The following is a 19489-nucleotide window of genomic DNA, read 5'->3' on the forward strand; positions in this document are numbered from 1 at the left end:
CCGGGGGGGCCGCCCCCCCCCCCCCACCCTCCCACCGCCACCCCGCGGGGGCGGCGGGGCCCCGCCCCCCCCCCCCCCCCCCCGGGGGGGGGGGGGCCCCCCGGCCCCCCCCCCCCCCCCCCCCCCCCCCCCCCCCCCCCCCCACGACTCGCATCGGTCGGTCGTCGTCCGCGAGGACGTCCGCCCTCAACCGAGTCGAGCGGTTGCGGAGGCCGGCGGTCCGCCCGGAGACATCACTTGGGCAGCCAGGCGCGCCACGTCGACTCGTTCTCGTCGACCCACTTCTTCGCCGCCTCCTGAGGTGAGAGCTTCTGATCGGCGATCATCAGAGCAACCTCGTTCTGCTCCTCGGTGCCCCAGGAGAAGTTCTTGAGGAACTGGGCCGCCTTGCCGCCGTCGCCGGCAAAGCGCGCGTTGAGGTACTTCTTCAGCGGCGTGTGCGGATAGGCGCACTCGATCTTCTCCGCGTCGGCGTCGCAACCATCCTTGTACGGAGGCAGTTTGATCTCCGTCATCGGTACCTTCTCGAACAGCCACTGCGGCTTGTACCAGTAGGTGAGGAACGGCTTCTTCTCCTTGGCGAACTGCTTGATCTGGGTGATCTGCGCCGCCTCGGAACCCGAGAACACGACCTGGTAGTCCAGATCGAGGTTCTGCACGAGCGCCTTGTCGTTGGTGACGTACGACGGAGAGCCGTCCAGCAACTGGCCCTTGCCGCCGCTCTCGGCGGTGCGGAACCGGTCGGCGTACTTGTTGAGGTTCTTCCAGTCGGTGACGTCGGGGTGCGCCTTGGCGAAGTACGTGGGGACGAACCAGCCGATGTGGCCGGTGACCCCGAGGTCCCCGCCGGGCGTGATCGTCTTCTTGTCCTTGACGTACCGCGCCTCCTGGTCCGGATGCCCCCAGTCCTCCAGGATGGCGTCCACCCGGCCTTGGCTGAGGGCGTCCCAGGCGGGCACCTCGTCGATCTGAACGGTGTCGACGCGGTAGCCCAGCTCGTGTTCGAGAAGGTATTCGGCCACGGCGGTGTTCGCCTGGGCTCCGACCCATGACTGGACCGAGAGCGTCACGGTCCTGGCGCCCTGCGCATTGGCGAACGGAGAGGGCTGGCGCGTCATGTCCGCCGCGCCGCAGCCGGCAACGGCGACGAGACCGGCGGCGCAGACGAGCGCGATCAGAGGTGTGCGCAGACGAGCCATGTCAGGCCCCCTTTTCGGTACGACGCTGTGTCGGCTGCGTGACACGGTCGAGCATCAGGCCGAGGCAGACGATCGCGGCACCCGCGACCAGACCGGTCGCGAGGTCGCCCTGGGCGAGGCCGAACACGGCGTCGTAGCCGAGAGCACCTCCGCCGACGAGACCGCCGATGACGACGACGGCGAGTACGAGGACGACTCCCTGGTTGACGGCGAGCAGCAGTGCCGGGCGGGCCAATGGCAGTTGGACCTTGCGCAGTTGCTGCATCCCGGTCGCACCGAGCGAGCGCGAGGACTCCATGACGACGGGGTCGACGCTGTTCATCCCCTGTGTGGTGATGCGCACGACGGCGGGCAGCGCGTAGATGACGGCGGCGGCCACCGCCGGTGCGCGGCCGACGCCGAACAGGGCGACCACAGGGATGAGGTAGACGAACTGCGGCATCGTCTGGAACACGTCGAGCACCGGTCGCAGCAGGCGTTCCACCCGCTCGCTCCGGGAGGCGGCGATACCGACCGCGAAGCCGATCACCAGGGTGACGGCGACGCCGGCCAGCACCTGGGAGAGCGTGTCGAGCGCCGGGTCCCAGACGCCGAGCACGCCGATCGCGGCCATCGCGAGGACGGCGGTCAGCGTGGTGCGCCATGTGCCGATCACCATGGCGAGTACGGCGACCAGCAGGAGCAGTGCCCACCAGGGCAGCCACTGGAGCCCGTCGCGCACCGGATCGAGGATCCAGGTGGTGAAGTGGGCGGCCCAGTCCGCCGTTCCGCCGATGACGGGCACGCCGGAGTAGAGGTGGTCGGTCATCCAGCCGACGGCCTCGTTGACCGGCTCGGCGATGCCGACGGTCCAGGCATCGGGCCAGGTCGGCTTGGCGGCGAGCCGTCCCACGACGGCGGCGGCAACGGTGCCGGCCACCACGACGGCCCGGCCGGCCCAGGCGGGCCCGGCCTGCGGGGCGGTGCCGATGCTGTTGCCTGCCGCGGCGGTGACCCTGTCGAGGACGACGGCGAGCAGCACGATCGGAATGCCGGCGGCGAGCGCGGCGCCGACGTCGACGGAGGCGAGGGCCTGGTAGACGCGGTCACCGAGGCCGCCCGCGCCGATCACGGAGGCGATGACGGCCATCGACAGGGCCATCATGATCGTCTGGTTGAGGCCGAGCAGCAGTTCCTTGCGGGCGAGCGGAAGCCGGGCGGTGAGGAGCCGCTGCCGTCCCGTGGCGCCGAGCGAGGCCGCGGCCTCCATGACACCGGCGTCGGCGTCGCGCAGTCCGAGCGCGGTCAGCCGGGCCATCGGAGGTGCCGCGTAGACGACGGTCGCCAGGACGGCGGCAGGCACACCGATGCCGAAGACCAGCACCACCGGTAGCAGATACGCGAAGGCCGGCATGACCTGCATGGTGTCGAGTACCGGGCGCAGCGAGCGGAAGACGCGGTCGGACAGGCCTGCGGCCAGCCCGAGCAGTGCTCCGACGATCACAGAGGCCAGGACGGCGACGGCCATCAGCGCGAGGGTCTGCATCGTGGGCACCCACATGCCGAGCAGCGCGCAGAGGATGAACGCGGCGACGGCGGTGAGTGCGAGCCGGACGCCGGCGACCCGCCAGGCGATCAGACCGGCGGCGGCCGTGACACCGGCCCAGCCGGCGGCGAGCAGGACCAGGTAGACGCCGCGTACGGACAGCACGACGGCGTTGCTGATGTGCCCGAAGAAGTAGAGGAACAGCGGGTGGGTGTCGCGGTGGTCGATGATCCAGTCACTGACACCCCCGAGCGGACCGGTCAGATCGACGGTGAGGCTCTCGGGCCATGTCCCGCCGCCGATGAGGACGGCGCCGAGTATCAGCAGTGCGAGGGCGCCGGCCAGCACGACGCCGGTGCGGTGCCGCGCGAAGGAGGAGACCGGCGTGGTGGCGTCCAGCCCTGTGGTGCGTGGAGTGGTGACAGTGGCGGTCATCGCAGCCACCCCCCGCCCGTGGGCCAGGAGGCCCGCGCGGCGGCCCGGCATTCCGGCGCGGACGGGTCGGCAGACGTATGGCCCGGCGGAGCCGAGGAGGTACTCACATGCATCACGCGGCCTCCTTCACGGCCGGTATCCCGGCTACGACGCCGAGAAGGCAGGCGTGGTCGACCACGCCCAGGCAGCGGCCGTTGTCGACCACGCGCGCTGTCTTGCCGGTGCGGACGACCGCCTCGATCGCGTCGGAGACCGTGGTCCCAGGTGCAAGCGCCGGGCCCGAGACGCTCTCCTGACCGTCGGCGGGACGCATGGCCGTCTGCACCGTCACGACCTGCTCACGCGGCACGTCGCGCACGAAGTCCCGTACGTATTCGTCGGCCGGCGTACCCACGATCTCCTCCGGAGTGCCCAGCTGCACGATCTGTCCGTCGCGCATGAGCGCGATCCGGTCGCCGAGCTTGAGCGCCTCGTTCAGGTCATGGGTGATGAAGACCATCGTGCGACCTTCCTCGCGGTGCAGGCGTACGACTTCCTCCTGCATGTCGCGGCGGATCAGCGGGTCGAGCGCGCTGAACGGCTCGTCGAACAGCAGCACTTCGGGGTCGACGGCGAGCGCACGCGCAAGTCCGACCCGCTGCTGCTGACCGCCGGAGAGCTGTCCGGGACGGCGGTTCTCCATGCCGTCGAGGCCGACCTTGGCGATGAACTCGGCCGCCCGTTCGCGCCGCTGCGAGCGGCCCATGCCCTGGATCTCGAGCCCGTAGGCCACGTTGTCGATGACCGAGCGGTGCGGCAGCAGTCCGAAGTGCTGGAAGACCATGGCGGCGCGGTGGCGGCGCAGTTCGCGCAGCCGGCCGGCATCCATCGACAGCACGTCCTCGCCGTCGATGGTGACCTCACCGGACGTCGGCTCGATGAGCCGGGTGAGGCAGCGCACGAGCGTGGACTTGCCGGACCCGGACAGGCCCATCACGACGAACACCTCGCCCTTGCGGACGTCGAACGAGACGTCGCGCACGGCCGCGGTGCAGCCGGTGCGCTCGCGCAGCTCGGCCGGGGTGAGTGCGCCGAGTTCGGCATCACCGGGGACGCGATCGGCCTTGGGACCGAACACCTTCCACAGGTCGCGTACGGAGAAAACGTGCGGTGGCGTGTTCATCAGGCATGACCCCCAGGGGTGGCACCGAGCAGATCTACGCATTTCTCCCCGACCATCAGCACGCCGATCATCGGGTTGACGGTCGTCATCGTCGGGAAGACGGACGCGTCGGCTATCCGGATGCCGTCGAGGCCCCGGATCCTCAGGTCGGGTCCGACTACGGCGAGTTCGTCGTCGGCCGAGCCCATGCGGCAGGTTCCGGCGGGGTGGTAGACGGTGTGCGCGACCTTGCGCGCATACTCGCTGATGTCCTCGTCGGAGGTGATCTCGGGCCCGGGGCAGACCTCGCGCTTCAGCCAGCCGGCCAGCGGTTCCTGCGCTGCGATCTCGCGGGCGATCCTGATCCCGTCGACGAGCGTGCGGCCGTCGTAGTCGTCCTCGTCGGTGAAGTACCGGAAGTCGAGTGCGGGTTTGACCTCGGGGTCGGGGCTGGTCAGGTACAGCCGTCCGCGGCTCTTCGGCTTCGGGATGTTCGGCGTCATCGACACGCCGTGCGCGGGCCGCTCGTAGCCGAGGCGCTCGGGGTTGTCGGTGAACGGGATCTGGTAGAAGTGGAACATCAGGTCGGGGCCCTGGCTGTTCGGGTCCCGCCGTACGAAGAGCCCGGCGTCGCTGTCCATCGCCGAGTTCTCGGGGATCGGCCCGTGCGTCTCCCAGACGATGACGGACTCGGGATGGTCGAGCAGGTTCTCACCGACACCCGGCAGGTCGTGCACCACGGGGATGCCGAGCTTCTCCAGCTCCTCGCGGTGCCCGATGCCGGAGTGCATCAGCAGCCGCGGGGTGTCCACCGCACCGGCGCACACCACCACTTCTCGCCGCGCTCGCACGAGCCGCTCCGTACCGTCCTCGGTCCGCACGCGCACGCCGGTCGCACGCGTTCCTTCCAGCTCCAGCCGGAACGCCCAGGTCTCCAGGGCGATGTGGAGGTTCGGGCGGTCGAGGAAGGGGTGCAGATACGCCACCGACGCCGAGGAACGCTTGTTGTTCTCGGGATGGTAGGCGAGGTCGAAGAAGCCGACACCGTCCCGGAAGGCCTCCTTGTTGAAGCCTTCGACGCGCGGCACCCCGAGCGTGGCCTGCGCCGCGTCGACGAAGTCGCGGGCGATGGCGTTCCGGTCGGCCTCGTCGACGGGGACGATGTTGTTGCGCAGCTTGTGGAAGTACGGGTCCATCGATGCCGCGTCCCAGCCGGACGCACCCGCCTCGGCCCACTCGTCCCAGTCGGACGGCAGCGGTTTGAAGGCGATGAGGGTGTTGTGGGACGAACAGCCGCCGAGCACCCGGGCCCGGCTGTGGCGGATGTTCGAGTTGCCGCGGGGCTGCTCGGTCGTGGGGTAGTCGTAGTCCAGCTCACCGCCGAGGAGGCCCATCCAGCGGCGCAGGGTCAGGACGTCGTCCCGACCCACGTCGCTCGGTCCGCCCTCGATGAGGGCCACGGTGATGTCCGGGTTCTCGGTGAGCCTGGAGGCGATCACCGAACCTGCGGTGCCACCGCCGACGATGACGTAGTCGTAATCGGTCATGTTCTCCGCCTCTGCTCCCGTTCAGCCCGCGAACCAGCGCACAGGGCGCGGGGCGAGGTTCTGGTAGATGTGCTTGGCCTCGCGGTACTCGGCCAGGCCCGTCGGGCCCAGCTCCCGGCCGATGCCGGACTTCCCGAAGCCGCCCCACTCCGCCTGCGGCAGGTAGGGGTGGAAGTCGTTGATCCAGATGGTGCCGTGGCGCAACCGGCCCGCGACCCGGCGTCCGCGGCCCGCGTCCGCAGTCCACACGGCGCCGGCGAGTCCGTACTCGGTGTCGTTCGCGAGGGCGACGGCCTCGTCCTCGGTACGGAAGGTCTCGACGGTCAGAACCGGCCCGAAGATCTCCTCGCGCACGACGCGCATGGAACGGTCGCAGTGGTCCAGAACCGTGGGCCGGTAGAAGTACCCGGGGCCTTCGGGACGCTCGCCACCGGTCCGCAGCACCGCACCTTCCTTCAGCGCGGAGGCCACGAACTCCTCGGTCCTGACGAGCTGCTGCTCGGAGACGAGAGGACCGCATTCGACACCGTCGTCGGTGCCGCGGCCGATACGGATCCTCGCGGCGCGCCGGGCGAGTTCGGTGACGAAGCGGTCGCGGACCGACTCCTCGATGATCAGCCGGGAACCGGCTGAGCAGACCTGCCCGCTGTGGATGAAGGCGGCGTTCAGTGCCTGGTCGACGGCGGTGTCGAAGCCCTCGTCGGTGGCGCACGCGTCAGCGAACACCACGTTGGGGTTCTTGCCGCCGAGTTCGAGCGCGACCTTCTTGACGCTGTCCGCGGCGGCCCGCATCACCTTCGTACCGCTGGCGAGTCCGCCGGTGAAGGAGACGAGATCGACGTCGGGGTGGTCGGCGATCCGGGCACCGACGGCGGCACCGGCACCGGTGACGATGTTGGCCACACCTGCGGGCAGTCCGGCCTCGACGAGCAGCGCCACGAGGGCAACGGTGGTCAGCGGCGTGATCTCACTGGGCTTGATCACAAAGGTGTTGCCCGCGGCGAGTGCGGGTGCGATCTTCCAACTGGCCTGGAGCAGCGGGTAGTTCCACGGCGTGATGAGTCCGCAGACTCCGACGGGCTCGTGCACGACGACGCTGTGAATCTCGTCGGATCCGGCGTCGACGACGCGTCCGCCGCTCTCGTTCATGACGAGGTCGGCGAAGTAACGGAAGGCGTCGCGCACGCAGTCCACGTCGACGCGTCCCTCTTCGAGCGTCTTGCCGGCGTCCCGGCACTCCAGAGCGCCGATCTTCTCCCGGTCACGCTCCAGCAGGTCGGCCACCCGCCGGAGCAGTGCGGCCCGCTCCGCGACGGGCGTGTGCGGCCAGGGCCCGTTGTCGAAGGCCGCCCTGGCCGCGGCGACGGCGGCGTCCGTGTCCGCGACGTCACCCTCCGCGACGACGGCGAACGCCGTCGCGTCGACGGGGTCGAGAATCTCGCGCGTGGCGCCGGAGGCGGCTTCTCGCCACTCTCCGCCCACGTGGATGGTCTTTTGTACCGACACGTCCGGCCTCGCCGTTCTTGAGCTTGCTTATCCGATACGGGGGTATCCCAGGGATCTGGTCCTCTTCCCCGGAAGGCGAAAGCCATGCGCAACGATTGACCGAAAGTGACCCGGCTCACGCGGGTGCGCTGCTGCGGAGACACTCCGCAGGCGATCCCCACATCAGGCGGCAGGCCGGGCCGGCCGGCACGATGCGCGGAGTTCCGGACCGGTGCGGCTCCTCGTCGGAGACGTCACCCGGTCCGCGCGAGGCCCTCGCCGCCGGCCGGCTCGGCCGGGTCCAAGGCGCGCCGGGCTTCGCCGATGTCAGGCATCCGCTCTCGCAAGGCTCGTCCGAGGGGCCGACCCGTTCAGGGCTCTGTAAGACCGATTTTCAAGCCCTCCCACTCCTGGCAGAACGCCTTTCCACTGCCCCGCCGGCTGCCACGAACGTCGCGCCGCCATCGCGGTGCCACGGCGAGGAAGGTCATGCGGCGCGGGTGGCCCGGATGAAGCGGGCGCCCCACTCCTGGACGTGCGCGGCGAACTCCGGCGGCCCCAGGACCTCGAACTCGGCGCCCACGTTGCCCAGTGCCTGGGTCGGCCAGTCGAGGGAGGTCGAGGTCATGGTGAGCCGGCAGCTGTCCTGATCGAGCGGTTCGATCGTGCCCCAGCGGCCGACCATCTGCCGCACCCGCGAGGAGGGCGCATGTACAAGGACCTCGACCGTGTACGGAGCCGGGGCCCCGCTCGCCGCCCGGACGAAGGCCACGGCGTCTTCGGCCGGGAGCAGGCGCGGCCGGAAGCGCGTGCCGGTCGCCGTCGGCTCGGTCAGCCGGTCGAGGCGGAAACTGCGCCAGTCGTGCCGACCCAGGTCGTAGGCCACCAGGTACCAGCGTCCACCGAGTGCGACGACGCGGTGCGGCTCGACCTCGCGCTCGGTGGGTGCGGAACCCCTGGCCGTGTAGCCGAACCGCAGCCGCTCCTCGTCCCGGCAGGCCTGAGCGACCGCGGTGAGCACCCCCGCCGCGACAACCGGCGCGGACACGACAGCGGAGAGGGTCATCGCCCGCAAGGCGTCCACCCTGGCCCGCAGCCGGGGCGGCAGGACCCGCACCACCTTGGTGAGTGCGCGCAGCGACGCCTCCTCCATCCCCGCGATCCCGCTCTGCGCCGCGTCGCCGACGCCCACCGCGAGGGCCACCGCCTCCTCGTCGTCCAGCAGCAGCGGCGGCAGGACGGCGCCGGGCGCGAGCTGGTAGCCGCCGTCGGTGCCCCGTGCCGCACCGACCGGGTAGCCGAGCTCGCGCAGCCGCTCCACATCGCGACGCAGCGTCCGCTCGGAGACCCCAAGCCGGTCGGCCAGTTCCAGGCCGGACCAGTGCCGGTGGGTCTGCAGCAGCGAGAGCAGTCTGAGGGTCCGTGAGCTGGTGTTCGCCATGCCGACATCCTGCCCCGACTTCCGGTCAGAAACTGGCCGGAAGCCTCCCTAGAGTCGATCTCGACGGCCCCACCCGAGGTAAGGACAGAAAATTGATCAGCCGTGAGATCCAGCTGACTGCCCAGATCATCGGCACCCCCACGCTCGACCATTTCACCGTCGCCAAGACCGAGGTGGAGGGCGAGGTCCTGGTACGCACCGATCGGATCGGGCTCGCCGCGACCTACCTGGAGCTGATGCGGGCCGACTGCACCATCCCGGTCCCGGCCTGGCAGCCGGGCAGGCGGGTAGGGATGGCCGCCATCGGTACCGTGGTCCGATCCGGCAGCCCCGAACTCGAGGTCGGCGACCTGGTCCAGTCGATGACCGGCTGGAGCGAGTACTCGGCAGGCCCGGCCGGCTCGTACCTCAAGCTCAACCGTCAGCTCTTCGCAGACCCCGGCTACTACCTCGGCCAGGGACCGACCGCCTACTACGGGATGGCCGAGGTGGCGGCCGTCGGCGAAGGCGACGTGGTCTTCGTCTCCGGCGCGGCGGGCGGGGTCGGCTCGCTGGCCGGGCAGATCGCCAAGTGCCTCGGCGCGGCGTGGGTGATCGGCAGCGCCGGAAGCCCGGCGAAGGCCGCCTACTTGGTGAACGAGCTCGGCTACGACGCCGCCTTCGACTACCACGACGGCTCCGCGGCCGACCGGCTCGAGGAACTCGCGCCCGAAGGCATCTCGGTCTTCTTCGACGTCGTGGGCGGCGAGCAGTACCAGGGCGCGCTCCAGGCGGCCCGGCCCGGAGCACGCTTCGCCCTCTGCGGCTCACTGTCCAGCCAGCTCGGCGACGCGGCGCAGCGCTTCCCGCAGCCCGACCGCGCGGCGGCCGAGGCCAAGGGCGTCGAGCTACTGCCGTTCTCCTGCTACCACACACCCGATCAGATCGCTGCCTGGCGCGAGCACTTCAGCAGTTGGCTGGCCGAGGGCCGCTTCGTCTACCCGCAGACAGTGGTCGAGGGTGGGATCGAGGACGTGCCACAGGCGTTCCTCTCCCTGCTGCAGGGTTCCTACCAGGGCAATGTCTCGGTGCGACTGCCGTGACTGCACTCTCCCTCCGGGCCCTGAACCGGACGCTGATGGACCGCCAGTTCCTGCTGGGGCGCACCGATCGCACCCCGCTGGAGGTGATCGGGCGACTGGTCGCACTGCAGGCACAGGAGCCCAACTGGGCCTATGTCGGCCTGTGGAGCAGGATCCACGCCTTCACGCAGTCCGAGCTCACCGCACTGCTGGAGGACCGGCAGGTGGTCCGCTCCGGTCTGCTCCGCAGTACGCAGCACCTCGCCGCGGCCGACGACTTCCGTCTGCTGCGGCCGCTGCTGCAGCCCGTGCTCGACCGCACGGCACGCTCGCCCCACTTCACCCGGAACAGCACAGGCCTGGACGCGGCGTCCTTGGTGGCCGAGGGACTCGACCTGCTCGCGGGAGGGACGCTGTCGCGCAAGGAGCTGGCCCGGCAGCTGGCCGAACGCCATCCGGGACGCGACGGCCGGATTCTGGCTGGGCAGGTGGAACTGCGCACCCCCCTCGTCCACGGCGCGGCCACCGGCGCGTGGGGCTCATGGGGCAACCGGTCGGCGGTCTCGGTCACGCCCGCCGAGGTCTGGCTGGGGCAGCGGATGGCGACGGCAGCGGCGGCGACCGCAGCCAAGGATTCGGCCAAGCAGCTGATCCGCCGCTATCTGGCCGCCTTCGGCCCGGCCGGAGTGAAGGACGTCCAGGCCTGGTGCGGACTGACCCGCCTGGGCGAGGTCGTCGCGGAGATGCGCGCCGAACTGCGCCGTTACTCCGGCCCCGACGGCAGGGATCTGATCGATCTGGCCGACGCCGAGCTGCCCGACCCCGAAACGCTCGCTCCAGTGCGGCTGCTGCCCGCCTTCGACAACGTCCTGCTCGGCCACGCCGACCGGACCCGGGTCATCAGCGACGAGGACCGGAAGCGGGTGATGCCCGGCCAGGCACAGGTTCGGCCCACCTTCCTGGTGGACGGCTGGGTGCACGGGACGTGGTCCCTCGACGCCGGGACGTTGCGGCTCACCCCGTTCCGACCGCTCCGCGCAACCGATCGGGCAGCCCTGGAACATGAAGCCGACCGGCTGCTGCAATTCGTGGGAGGCAAGGTGGTGACCTACAGCGACCCTGTCGCGGCTCAGTCGTCTTGAGCTTTCACCTCTGCACCTACCACTCGATCAAGGCTGGGCGAGTTGAGCGCGGGCGCGGGTCTTGTTCGAGTCACATCAGGCGTCCAGGTGCACCGTGATGTCGTTGGGCAGCGGCCCGAGGTCCGCGAGGCGGTCCGGAGTGGGGGCCAGCAGTGGGGAGTCGTGGCAGTCCGCCGCGGCCAGGGCACGACCGGGGTGCGATCTGCTTGAACTGGCTGAAGGCGCGACGCCCCAGTCGGATCCCCTCGTCGCGCCGACAGCGGATGGTGCCGGCCGAGCAGGACGTGTCGGCGATCGCTTCGTAGGAGCAGCCGAAACACAGCAGTTGGAGGAGCTTGTCGAACACGATCCAGTCGTTGATGCGCGGGCGGTGGCAGTGAAGGGGATGGTCCGGGCGGCAGAGCGGCCGCTCGGGCCGCAGCGCCGAGGCATCGCCAGCTTGTCCGGCGGTGAGGAAGAAGGCCAGGGGCCGGCAGTTACGTCTGCGGCGAGGTGGATCCTTATGGCCAGTCCGCCGCGGTGACCACGCTGAGCACGGACGTGCGTTTCCGACCCGCGCTGCAACACGGGCCTCCTCGGGGACGATCTCCTCGGCGGCGCCCAGGCGGCCGATGGGCGCGTCCGCTGCTCGGCCGGGACCTCATCCTCCTCGCGATGATGGCCAGCCTCCGACGCCACGGCTACCTGTCGTCCTAGGTCAACTTCCTCGGCAAGGCCGCCACCTTCTGCCTCATGTACGCCTTCCCCCCTGCTGCTGCTCAGCGACGGATCCGGCACGTTCCATGAACTCGCCGGCGTCATCGGATGGGCGTTTGCTGGCTGGGGAGTCGCCCTGTACTGCTGGTCCGGAGCCCTGTACGTGCTTCAGGTCCGCCGCCTAGCCAAACACCCTGGACAAGGGGAAATGCACCGAACGTCCTACTGAGCGGGTCGCGTGGGATGACGCACGCGTCACCGCGGCGCCGGCCCCTGGCTGCCGACGAGGCGGAGCGGCAGGCGCTCCTTGGGCTTGCTGAGGACTGCCCGGCGGCGGTCGTCAGCTACGGGCCCTTCGTGTAGAGCGGACGGAACCAGAGGAGACCGGCGGGCCGCTCAGGGAGACGAGGCGGCCCGGTCCCTGGGTTGTGCTGCTGCCAGGAGTCGGAGCCCCTTTGCCGAGGGGCTGTCTGGCGGGGCGGTCCAGATGACGATGTGCTGGTCAGGCGTGGTGGAGCTGGTCAGGGTGTCCCAGTCGAGGGTGACGGTGCCGGCGACGGGGTGGTGGAAGATCTTGTTGCCGGTGCCCTGGACGGCGACTTCGCGGTTCTGCCACCAATGCTGGAAGTCGGCGTGCGGGGCCATGCGTTCCAGGAGGTGCTGGAGGCGGGGGTCGTCGGGGTGGTGCGCGGTGTGCATGCGCAGGTAGGCCACGCAGGCGTGGGCGCCTGCGGGCCAGTCTTCGTAGAGGGCGCGCAGGGTGGGGTCGTTGAACAGGAGCCAGACGTAGTTGCGGTCGGCTTCGGGGACCTGTGCGAAGTCGGTGAGGAGGGCGGCTGCTAGCTGGTTCCAGGCCAGGACGTCCATGGTGTCGGACAGGACCACGGCGGGTGACTCGGTGAGCTGGTCGAGGAGCCTGCGGCAGTGCTCGGTGATTTCCCGGCTGGAGCGGGCGGGCGGTTCGCTTCGAGCTCGGCCGGCGAGCTCGAAGAGATAGGTGCGCTGGTCACCGGTGAGGCGCAGGGCGCGGGCGATGGCTTCCAGGACGGGAACGGATGCCTGCATGCGGCCCTGCTCGACGCGGGTGTAGTAGTCGGTGCTGATCACGGCGAGCTGTGCGACTTCCTCGCGGCGCAGGCCCTTCACCCTTCGTTGGGTTCCGGTATCGGGCAGACCGACCTGGAGGGGGTCCAGGTCGGCCCGGCGGGCCTTGAGGAAGACGCCCAGTTCTTTCGGGTCACCGTTGCCGCTGTTCATGGTTCCAGTGTGACCGCCGTCGGTGCCGGGTCCGGTCAGCCGGACGCTGTGCCGCTGCTGCTGTCTGCGGGGGCCGGGGCGGTGCCGTCTGTCCAGGAGGCGAGGATGCGCAGTGCGTCGTGGGAGGGGGAGCCGGGTTCGGCGGTCCAGACGACGAGGTGCTGGTCGGCGTCGACGGTAGGGGCGAGGGTGTCCCAGTCGAGGGTGAGCTCGCCGACGACCGGGTGCCGCAGGACCTTGGTGCCGACGCCGCGTGCCGCGACGTGGTGGGCGGCCCACCAGCTGCGGAAGTCGGCGTCCCGGACCGACAGCTCGCCGACGAGCCCGGCGAGACGCGGGCTGTCGGAGTCGAGCGCTGCTTCCATACGCAGCTGACGAGGACAGCCCCAACATGCCGCTGGACGCCGAACCGGCCCGCGTCCGCGACGACCTCGCGCACCTGCGCACCTCTTGAGACCACCCCCACCACACCACACGACACAGGAGCACCACGGTGGAAGCCATCACCTTCCCCAACGGCCAGATCACCATGGCGGGCAACCTCTACCTGCCTGAGGGCCTCGACCGCACCAGCCGCCACGCCGCGATCGTCGTGGTCCACCCCGGTGGCGGCGTCAAGGAGCAGGCCGCCGGCCTGTACGCGAGCAAGCTCGCCGAGCAGGGCTTCGTCGCCCTCGCCTTCGACGCCTCCTTCCAGGGCGACAGCGGCGGCGAGCCGCACCACCTGGAGGACCCCTACGCCCGCGTCGACGACGTCCGCGCCGCCGTCGACTACATGCAGACCCTCGACTTCGTCGACCCCGAGCGGATCGGCACCCTCGGCATCTGCGCCGGCGCCGGCTACAGCGTCAACGCCGCCATGACCGACTACCGCATCAAGGCCCTGACCACCGTCAGCGCCGTCAACATCGGCACCAACTTCCGCCGCGGCTGGTACGGCACCGACTCCGACGCCGCCGCCGTCCCCACCCTCAAGGCCGTCGCCCAGCAGCGCACCGCCGAAGCCTCCCAGGGCGCCGAGCCCACCTACCTGCCCTACGTTCCGGCGGAGCCGGACGAGAACACCCCGCGCGACCTGGTCGAGGCCGGCGAGTACTACCTCACCCCGCGCGCCCAGCACCCCAACGCCAAGAACAAGTTCCTCTTCACCAAGAGCGTTTCGCGGATCTTCACCTTCGACGCCTTCCACATGGTCGAGGACCTCCTCACCCAGCCCCTCCTCGTCGTCGCCGGCAGCGAGGCCGGATCGCTGTGGATGTCCACCGAACTCCACGGCCGCGCCCGCACCACCAAGAAGCTCCGCATCGTCGAGGGCGGCACGCACATGGACTTCTACGACGTCCCCAAGTACGTCGACCAGGCCATCGCCGAGGCCGTCCCGTTCTACAACGAGCACCTCGCGGCCAAGCCGGCCGACCAGGGCTGACATCCACCCGTTACATGACGGCGGCGGCCGGGCATCCATGTCCGGCCGCCGCCGCGCGAGACCTGACCAGCCCGATTCGGCGGGTACCCAGCCCGCCACCTCGGTTGAGGAGAATCCGACCATGAGCAGCGTGCCCGAGTCGTTGAGACTGCGGCGGGAAGTGTCTCCGTTGGAGCTGTTCTACGACCTCGCCTTCGTCTTCGCGGTCTCCCAGCTCTCCCACCACCTCCTGGAGCACCTCACCTGGCGCGGCGCCGCCGAGACGGGCGTCCTGCTGGTGGCGGTGTTCGGCACGTGGGCCTACACCAGCTACGAGGCCACCCTCCTCGACGTCCACCGCGACGTCACCCGGTGGATGATCGTCATCGTCATGGGCCTCGGGCTGTTCATGAACGCCACGATCCCCGGCGCCTTCGACGACCGGGCCTGGGCGTTCGTGATCCCGCTCCTCGCGATCCTGTTCTTCGCAGGCGCCGTGACCGCTCTGGCCGGCCGCACCGACGCTCTGCGCGAGCACTTCCGCCGCACCCTGGTCTGGATGGCGGTGTCCGCCCCGCTGTGGATCATCGGCGCCGCGGTCGGCTCCGGACCCCGGCTGTGGTGGTGGGCGGCCGCAGCCCTGATCGACCTCACCGGCACCTGGCTGGCCCACCCGCTGCCCGGCCGGACCCTCAGCAGCCGTCAACTCGCCTTCGACGCCGACCACATGCTCGAACGCCTCCGCCTGTTCTTCATCATCCTGCTCGGCGAAACCGTCCTCACCGCCGGCCGCACCATGTCCGAAGCCCCCGTCGACGTTCCCAACGTGCTCGCGACCGCCGCGGTTTTCACCGCTCTGGTGTGCCTGTGGGCCGCCTACTTCGGGGGCGGCGAGGACGTCATCACCGACTCCGTCGCCAACAGCCCCGATCCCGTCCGATCGGTCCGGCTCGGAGTCAACAGCGCCTACCTGGTCCTGGCCGCTCTGGTCGCCCTCGCCGTCGGCAGCGAACTCGCCATCGCCCACCCCACCGGCCACGGCTCCACCAGCCTCGCCCTCCTCCTCTTCGGCGGTCCCGCCCTCTACCTCGCCACCACCGCATGGTTCTTCGGCACCACCGCCGGCGGCGCCTGGAAGGAACGCCTCCTCGCAGCCGCCGTCCTTGCCGCAACGGGCGTGGTCGCCGTCTGGCTCCCTCCCCTGGCTTCCCTGGCCGTCCTCGACCTCATCCTCGTCGTCACCGCCACCGTCCTCACCCGGGCGCACCGGCGGCTGACCAACTCCCTTCAAACGACGACCACAGACTCAAACGCAGCCGCCGCTGCGGCTCGTCGATGACGACGACTGCCTCGCCGCTGCAGAGGCCAAGCTCGCCCAGGCCGACGCTGCCTGGCCCAGTCCCTTCCCCACCGCACTGTTTCCGAGGAGCACAGCATGGAATTCGTAGTGCCCCGCCCCACCGGCAAGGGCCCTGGAGACTGGTTCAACGGCGACGTCTGGTTCGACGTCATCCACGCCGGTCAAGAACCTTCCCGCCTGCGCGCCAACATGGTGCGTTTCGCCCCGGCCGCCCGCACCGCCTGGTACCACCACGCCGTCGGCCAGACCCTGCATGTCGTCGCCGGTATCGCCCTGATCGGCACCCGCGACGACATCGTCTTCGAGGCACACCCCGGCGAGACGGTCATCTGCCCGCCCGGCGAGCAGCACTGGCACGGCGCCACTCCTGACCGCCTCATGCAGCACATCGCCATGTGGGACGGCACCGCGCCTGGCGACGAGCGGCCCGAGACGACCTGGCTGGAGCACATCACCGACGAGCAGTACGCCGCTCCGCGCACCCGCAGCCACTGACATGCCCTGCGGTGACGATCCGCCGCTTCTCATCGGGCGCGAACGGCTTCGGCCAGTGCCTGGCCGATGGGTGGACGTTGAAGCAGAACGAGACGTGTTCGGCGAGGGCGCGACCGGTGTTGGCGGCCATGTGGTTGAAGCCGTGCACGCCGTCGAGCCAGACATCGAGGTGGGCGTGGTTGACCGCGGCCTGCCAACGGCGGCCATCAACGTGTTGTCGTGCAGTGCGGGACGCATGTGCCGACGGTGACGGGTGCCGCAGTGGGGCGAGCAGCGAGTCAGAGTGTTCGGTTCGGGTGCGGTTGGGTGGGCAGCACTCGAACGGGGGATGTGGGCCGCGACAGTGCACCGCGTAGTTGCCGGTTCTCTACGGCCAGTTGGTGAACGGCGCGCACAAGATGGTCGACATCGGTGCGCAGCTGGGACAGCTCAGCTGTGTGAGCTCCTTGAGTTTGACGATCTGTCGGCGCAGGCGGATCTCGGAGTCCGGCATTCGTCCGCGAACCCTGACCTGCCTATAGAAGGCGTTCTTGAGGTCGAGGTGGCGCTGGGTGAGTGCGTTGCGGGGTACGTCGGCTTCCTGGGCCAGAGCGACGATTGTCAGGGCGCCGTTTGAACGTTGTGGGGTCCCTGCAGGATGCGGTTCATGGCCGCGCGGATGCGGTCTCGTTCGTCGGGTGCAGGCTCATGCGGTGCCGTCCTGGAGCCGGATGCGGGTGCGGTGGTGGGTGTCGGCGAGGTCGCGCAACCGGGCGGCTTTGCCCTGGAGTCGCTCGCTCAGCGGAACGGGGACATGGCCTGCCCGCTCGTCGAGTTCGGTGGCGCGGACATTGCGGTCCTCCAAGCGGCCCAGCCAGCCCGGCGAGGGAAGACCATCAGCGCCGTGACCGCGGAGCCCGACGTCCACCCAGAGCCGGAATGTCCGAGGCGTCAGCCAATGAACGTTGCTGCCCCGGGCGTCCTTCGCCTTCCCGTCCGCCACCTCGCCGACCTGGCCACGCCTGCCGATCACACGATGCACTGGCACCGGCTTGCGCGGTAGATACTCGTTACCCGGCTTTGTCGCCCACGTGTACAGGTTCATCAGCGAGGCCAGTTCGCGATTCCACTTATTCCCGCCCACCGCACCGGGTTCTCGGGCGACGCCTGGCGCCAGAACTGGAAGTCGTCGACGTCCGTCTCGACCGCCTGCGTCCAGACCTTTCCGCGCAGCCACAGGAAGTTGAGGAACAGCGGAGACTACGTGCGTTTCGTCCTCGTCCTGGCCGCCCAGGACGACGACCAGATCCTCGCGGAGACCGAGAGGCTCACCGACGCCTACTGGACGGGCACCGCGCGTGGAGTGCCGGCGCTCGCGCAAGCCCTCCACCTCCTCGGCCAGATGCTGACCGAGGTCGGAATGGGACTCACCCGGTCGCGCGCCGGGCAATGACGTCACTCGCAGGCGAGGCCCACTGCATGCCGCCCGCGCTGCTACTTCTCGGGTTCTGGCACACGTTCCGTGAGGACGATCAACGGCGTTCTACCACGGCGACGTCTTGTCATCTCGGACCGTGGTGCCGTGTGATGACCTCATAGTGGTGCTGTCTGTCCCCCACGGCTGACATCACCAGATGACATCAACGTCGGCAGACGACAGCGGCGGGAGACAGTCAAGTACCAATCCGAAGCCGCCTAGTTGGACGACATCCTGCAGGCCGTGTGGGGCGCGGCTCGCACTCCTAAAGCGGGGGTCGCAGTTCGGTTTCTTCCCGGTCGAGATCACCGCCTGACGGCGTTGCATATCCTTTCATCGGGCGCATCATGGGCACAGACGCCAGTCGCACCACAGAGGTGACCAGCCCTGGAATGAGGAACCATGGCGGCAGATTCTCCGCTGGCATTCCGACGGAGAAGGCCGCTACGGACAGCATCAGCTGCGCCGCTGCCACGGAGCAGCCGAACGTCCGGTTCGGAGGCAGCCAGGGCAGCGCGGCCCAGGCGACGGGCAGCAGTAGCCATAGAACGAGCGCGATAACCATTAGTACCTTCTGTCTTCACCGGCTTCGACTGCTCATGACCGGCAGGCCCCGGCAAGCGCTCGCCGTACCTGCACGGCACGATCACACCGCAAACCGGCGAGAAGCATCGGTCGCTAGCTTCTGGATGGACTCCATGATCGTGGTCCAGGGCAGCTCTCGAACTTCTGGGCCTTCGCGAGGTTCGTACAGTGGCCAGACGTCAGGACCGTAGACAAGATCCACGTCCGCCCTCCGCAACGCTTCGATGTGCCCCTGCCATGCCGGATGTCTTGCGTGAGCTGCGTTGACCCGGGGGAACACCACGACGGGGACGCCGGTCGTGCCGAGCGCCTCGCTCACCTGCGTCAGGGCTTGGTTATCCGCGATGCCCGTCGCGAGCTTGGCGATGAAGTTCGCACTCGCGGGGGCGACGACGTAGCAGTCGGCGACCGGGTGGGCGCGGGGCTCAGTCGGCAGACGAGGCGCGTCCCGCACCGGTAGGCCGGTCAGTGCCCCCAGTCGGTCCAGTTCGCCGTTCGCCCTCAGCCATCGGCCGGCATTCGGCGTCAGGGTCACGGCTACCTGCCAGCCGAGGGCGACGGCTGGCTCGACCAGTCCGGTGCGCAGGGTCTCGATTCCATCGGCTGCCGTGCCTACGACTGCCAGCACTCCGCGACTGCCCACGCTCACCGTTCCACCGTCCCGTATCCGTCGGTCCCAGGGCCAGCAGTACAGCAGAGAAGTACAGCAACCACACCGACTACCAGCAACCGTGGCTGATCCCTACAGCCCGTGTTGCCAGGCCGACAGACCTCAGTGACCGTCGTGCCGATGGTTCGCATCGAGGTGCTCACCGTTGCCCGCTGCGTGCCCGTTCGGGGGGACGCAGCGGGGAACCACCGCGAACGACGGGCCGGACTGTGCTCTGTCCCAGGTCGGAGTCTCGGCAGGTCGGCCATGGGCTTGGCCGTGGGCCACATACGCCGTCTTCCAAACCAGTGCTCTGGTACTCGCGCGGCGGAGCTTGAGTCGGCCATTCAGGCTTCACCACCGTCGGCTAGGGTGCCGATCGAGGGGGCGAGATGGCAAAGCCGAGCAGGTGGGATCACCCGCGATGGCACTTGGTGATCGTGATGCCAATCCTGATCTTGGTGATCGTGGAAGACGACGCGATAACGCGCGGCATGGGGGCCGTAGCCCTCGCGCTTAGAACTCCTAACGAAATGATCTTCGAGGTGGTTGGATCACTCCGGGACTGATGATCCGGGGGTGTGGGGTGGCTCGGCCGAAGCCGTGGGAT

15 protein-coding genes and 3 pseudogenes are annotated in these 19489 nt (G+C 69.6%); 7 read left to right on the forward strand and 11 right to left on the reverse strand.

Going from position 1 to position 19489, the window contains the following annotated elements; genetic code table 11:
* Nucleotides 1-233 precede the first annotated feature (233 nt).
* The 6 genes from ACFYP5_RS38280 to ACFYP5_RS38305 form a co-directional block, all read right to left on the reverse strand.
* A complete protein-coding gene (locus tag ACFYP5_RS38280; protein ID WP_389044607.1) occupies nt 234-1199 on the reverse strand; it encodes an ABC transporter substrate-binding protein in 966 nt (321 codons plus the stop codon).
* A 1-nt stretch (nt 1200) separates the two neighbouring features.
* Nucleotides 1201-3159 carry an ABC transporter permease gene (locus tag ACFYP5_RS38285; RefSeq protein ID WP_389044610.1) on the reverse strand — a complete coding sequence of 653 codons (1959 nt, stop codon included), beginning with the start codon at nt 3157-3159 and terminating at the stop codon, nt 1201-1203.
* 112 nt (nt 3160-3271) lie between these two features.
* Nucleotides 3272-4321: a glycine betaine/L-proline ABC transporter ATP-binding protein gene (locus tag ACFYP5_RS38290; protein WP_389044612.1), complete on the reverse strand. Its 1050-nt coding sequence runs from the start codon at nt 4319-4321 to the stop codon at nt 3272-3274.
* Entirely contained in the window at nt 4321-5847 is a 1527-nt protein-coding gene (locus tag ACFYP5_RS38295; RefSeq protein ID WP_389044615.1) for a GMC family oxidoreductase, read from the reverse strand. The genes ACFYP5_RS38290 and ACFYP5_RS38295 overlap by 1 nt, the downstream gene beginning before the upstream one ends.
* A gap of 21 nt (nt 5848-5868) precedes the next feature.
* The gene (locus tag ACFYP5_RS38300; RefSeq protein ID WP_389044617.1) at nt 5869-7353 is read right to left on the reverse strand and encodes an aldehyde dehydrogenase family protein; all 1485 of its coding nucleotides are present in this window, start codon (nt 7351-7353) and stop codon (nt 5869-5871) included.
* 466 nt (nt 7354-7819) lie between these two features.
* Entirely contained in the window at nt 7820-8773 is a 954-nt protein-coding gene (locus ACFYP5_RS38305; protein ID WP_389044618.1) for a helix-turn-helix transcriptional regulator, read from the reverse strand.
* Between the two features lie 92 nt (nt 8774-8865).
* Between ACFYP5_RS38305 and ACFYP5_RS38310 the strand changes: the two genes are divergently transcribed.
* The gene (locus ACFYP5_RS38310) at nt 8866-9855 is read left to right on the forward strand and encodes an MDR family NADP-dependent oxidoreductase (RefSeq protein WP_389044620.1); all 990 of its coding nucleotides are present in this window, start codon (nt 8866-8868) and stop codon (nt 9853-9855) included.
* Nucleotides 9852-10976, forward strand: coding sequence for a winged helix DNA-binding domain-containing protein (locus ACFYP5_RS38315; RefSeq protein WP_389044623.1), 1125 nt, complete (start codon nt 9852-9854; stop codon nt 10974-10976). Before ACFYP5_RS38310 ends, ACFYP5_RS38315 begins: the two co-directional genes overlap by 4 nt.
* Before the next feature lie 78 nt (nt 10977-11054).
* Here ACFYP5_RS38315 and ACFYP5_RS38320 read toward each other — a convergent pair.
* A pseudogene (locus ACFYP5_RS38320) lies at nt 11055-11442 on the reverse strand (hypothetical protein); the annotation flags it as partial.
* A 158-nt stretch (nt 11443-11600) separates the two neighbouring features.
* Between ACFYP5_RS38320 and ACFYP5_RS38325 the strand changes: the two are divergent.
* Nucleotides 11601-11901, forward strand: a pseudogene (locus ACFYP5_RS38325) (CDP-alcohol phosphatidyltransferase family protein); the annotation flags it as partial.
* A 167-nt stretch (nt 11902-12068) separates the two neighbouring features.
* On the opposite strand, the gene ACFYP5_RS38330 reads toward ACFYP5_RS38325, so the two are convergent.
* Nucleotides 12069-12929 carry a helix-turn-helix domain-containing protein gene (locus tag ACFYP5_RS38330; RefSeq protein ID WP_389044625.1) on the reverse strand — a complete coding sequence of 287 codons (861 nt, stop codon included), beginning with the start codon at nt 12927-12929 and terminating at the stop codon, nt 12069-12071.
* Between the two features lie 35 nt (nt 12930-12964).
* Nucleotides 12965-13312 (reverse strand): annotated as a pseudogene (locus tag ACFYP5_RS38335) (transcriptional regulator); the annotation flags it as partial.
* Between the two features lie 110 nt (nt 13313-13422).
* Between ACFYP5_RS38335 and ACFYP5_RS38340 the strand changes: the two are divergent.
* The 3 genes from ACFYP5_RS38340 (at nt 13423) to ACFYP5_RS38350 (ending at nt 16189) form a co-directional block, all read left to right on the forward strand.
* Nucleotides 13423-14355, forward strand: coding sequence for an alpha/beta hydrolase (locus tag ACFYP5_RS38340; protein WP_389044627.1), 933 nt, complete (start codon nt 13423-13425; stop codon nt 14353-14355).
* Between the two features lie 121 nt (nt 14356-14476).
* Nucleotides 14477-15673 (forward strand): low temperature requirement protein A, encoded by a 1197-nt coding sequence (locus tag ACFYP5_RS38345; protein ID WP_389044630.1) that lies wholly within the window; start codon nt 14477-14479, stop codon nt 15671-15673.
* A gap of 96 nt (nt 15674-15769) precedes the next feature.
* On the forward strand, nt 15770-16189 hold the full coding sequence (locus ACFYP5_RS38350) for a cupin domain-containing protein (protein ID WP_389044632.1): 420 nt from the start codon (nt 15770-15772) through the stop codon (nt 16187-16189).
* A 685-nt stretch (nt 16190-16874) separates the two neighbouring features.
* Here ACFYP5_RS38350 and ACFYP5_RS38355 read toward each other — a convergent pair.
* Complete coding sequence (locus ACFYP5_RS38355) at nt 16875-17201, reverse strand: hypothetical protein (RefSeq protein ID WP_389044633.1); 327 nt, start codon at nt 17199-17201, stop codon at nt 16875-16877.
* Nucleotides 17202-17411: 210 nt separating this feature from the next.
* On the opposite strand from ACFYP5_RS38355, the gene ACFYP5_RS38360 reads away from it, so the two are divergent.
* Nucleotides 17412-17621: a hypothetical protein gene (locus tag ACFYP5_RS38360; RefSeq protein WP_389044635.1), complete on the forward strand. Its 210-nt coding sequence runs from the start codon at nt 17412-17414 to the stop codon at nt 17619-17621.
* A 670-nt stretch (nt 17622-18291) separates the two neighbouring features.
* Here ACFYP5_RS38360 and ACFYP5_RS38365 read toward each other — a convergent pair.
* On the reverse strand, nt 18292-18873 hold the full coding sequence (locus ACFYP5_RS38365; protein WP_389044637.1) for a flavoprotein: 582 nt from the start codon (nt 18871-18873) through the stop codon (nt 18292-18294).
* Between the last annotated feature and the right edge of the window lie 616 nt (nt 18874-19489).

This window comes from Streptomyces sp. NPDC005262, assembly GCF_042872425.1.
In the GTDB taxonomy this organism is placed as follows: domain Bacteria; phylum Actinomycetota; class Actinomycetes; order Streptomycetales; family Streptomycetaceae; genus Streptomyces.

What these genes read in the sequence shown, in the direction of transcription:
- ACFYP5_RS38280 (WP_389044607.1), bottom strand. Translation starts at nt 1,199, where the DNA reads ATGGCTCGTCTGCGCACACCTCTGATCGCGCTCGTCTGCGCCGCCGGT.
- ACFYP5_RS38285 (WP_389044610.1), bottom strand. Translation starts at nt 3,159, where the DNA reads ATGACCGCCACTGTCACCACTCCACGCACCACAGGGCTGGACGCCACC.
- ACFYP5_RS38290 (WP_389044612.1), bottom strand. Translation starts at nt 4,321, where the DNA reads ATGAACACGCCACCGCACGTTTTCTCCGTACGCGACCTGTGGAAGGTG.
- ACFYP5_RS38295 (WP_389044615.1), bottom strand. Translation starts at nt 5,847, where the DNA reads ATGACCGATTACGACTACGTCATCGTCGGCGGTGGCACCGCAGGTTCG.
- ACFYP5_RS38305 (WP_389044618.1), bottom strand. Translation starts at nt 8,773, where the DNA reads ATGGCGAACACCAGCTCACGGACCCTCAGACTGCTCTCGCTGCTGCAG.
- ACFYP5_RS38330 (WP_389044625.1), bottom strand. Translation starts at nt 12,929, where the DNA reads ATGAACAGCGGCAACGGTGACCCGAAAGAACTGGGCGTCTTCCTCAAG.
- ACFYP5_RS38345 (WP_389044630.1), top strand. Translation starts at nt 14,477, where the DNA reads ATGAGCAGCGTGCCCGAGTCGTTGAGACTGCGGCGGGAAGTGTCTCCG.
- ACFYP5_RS38350 (WP_389044632.1), top strand. Translation starts at nt 15,770, where the DNA reads ATGGAATTCGTAGTGCCCCGCCCCACCGGCAAGGGCCCTGGAGACTGG.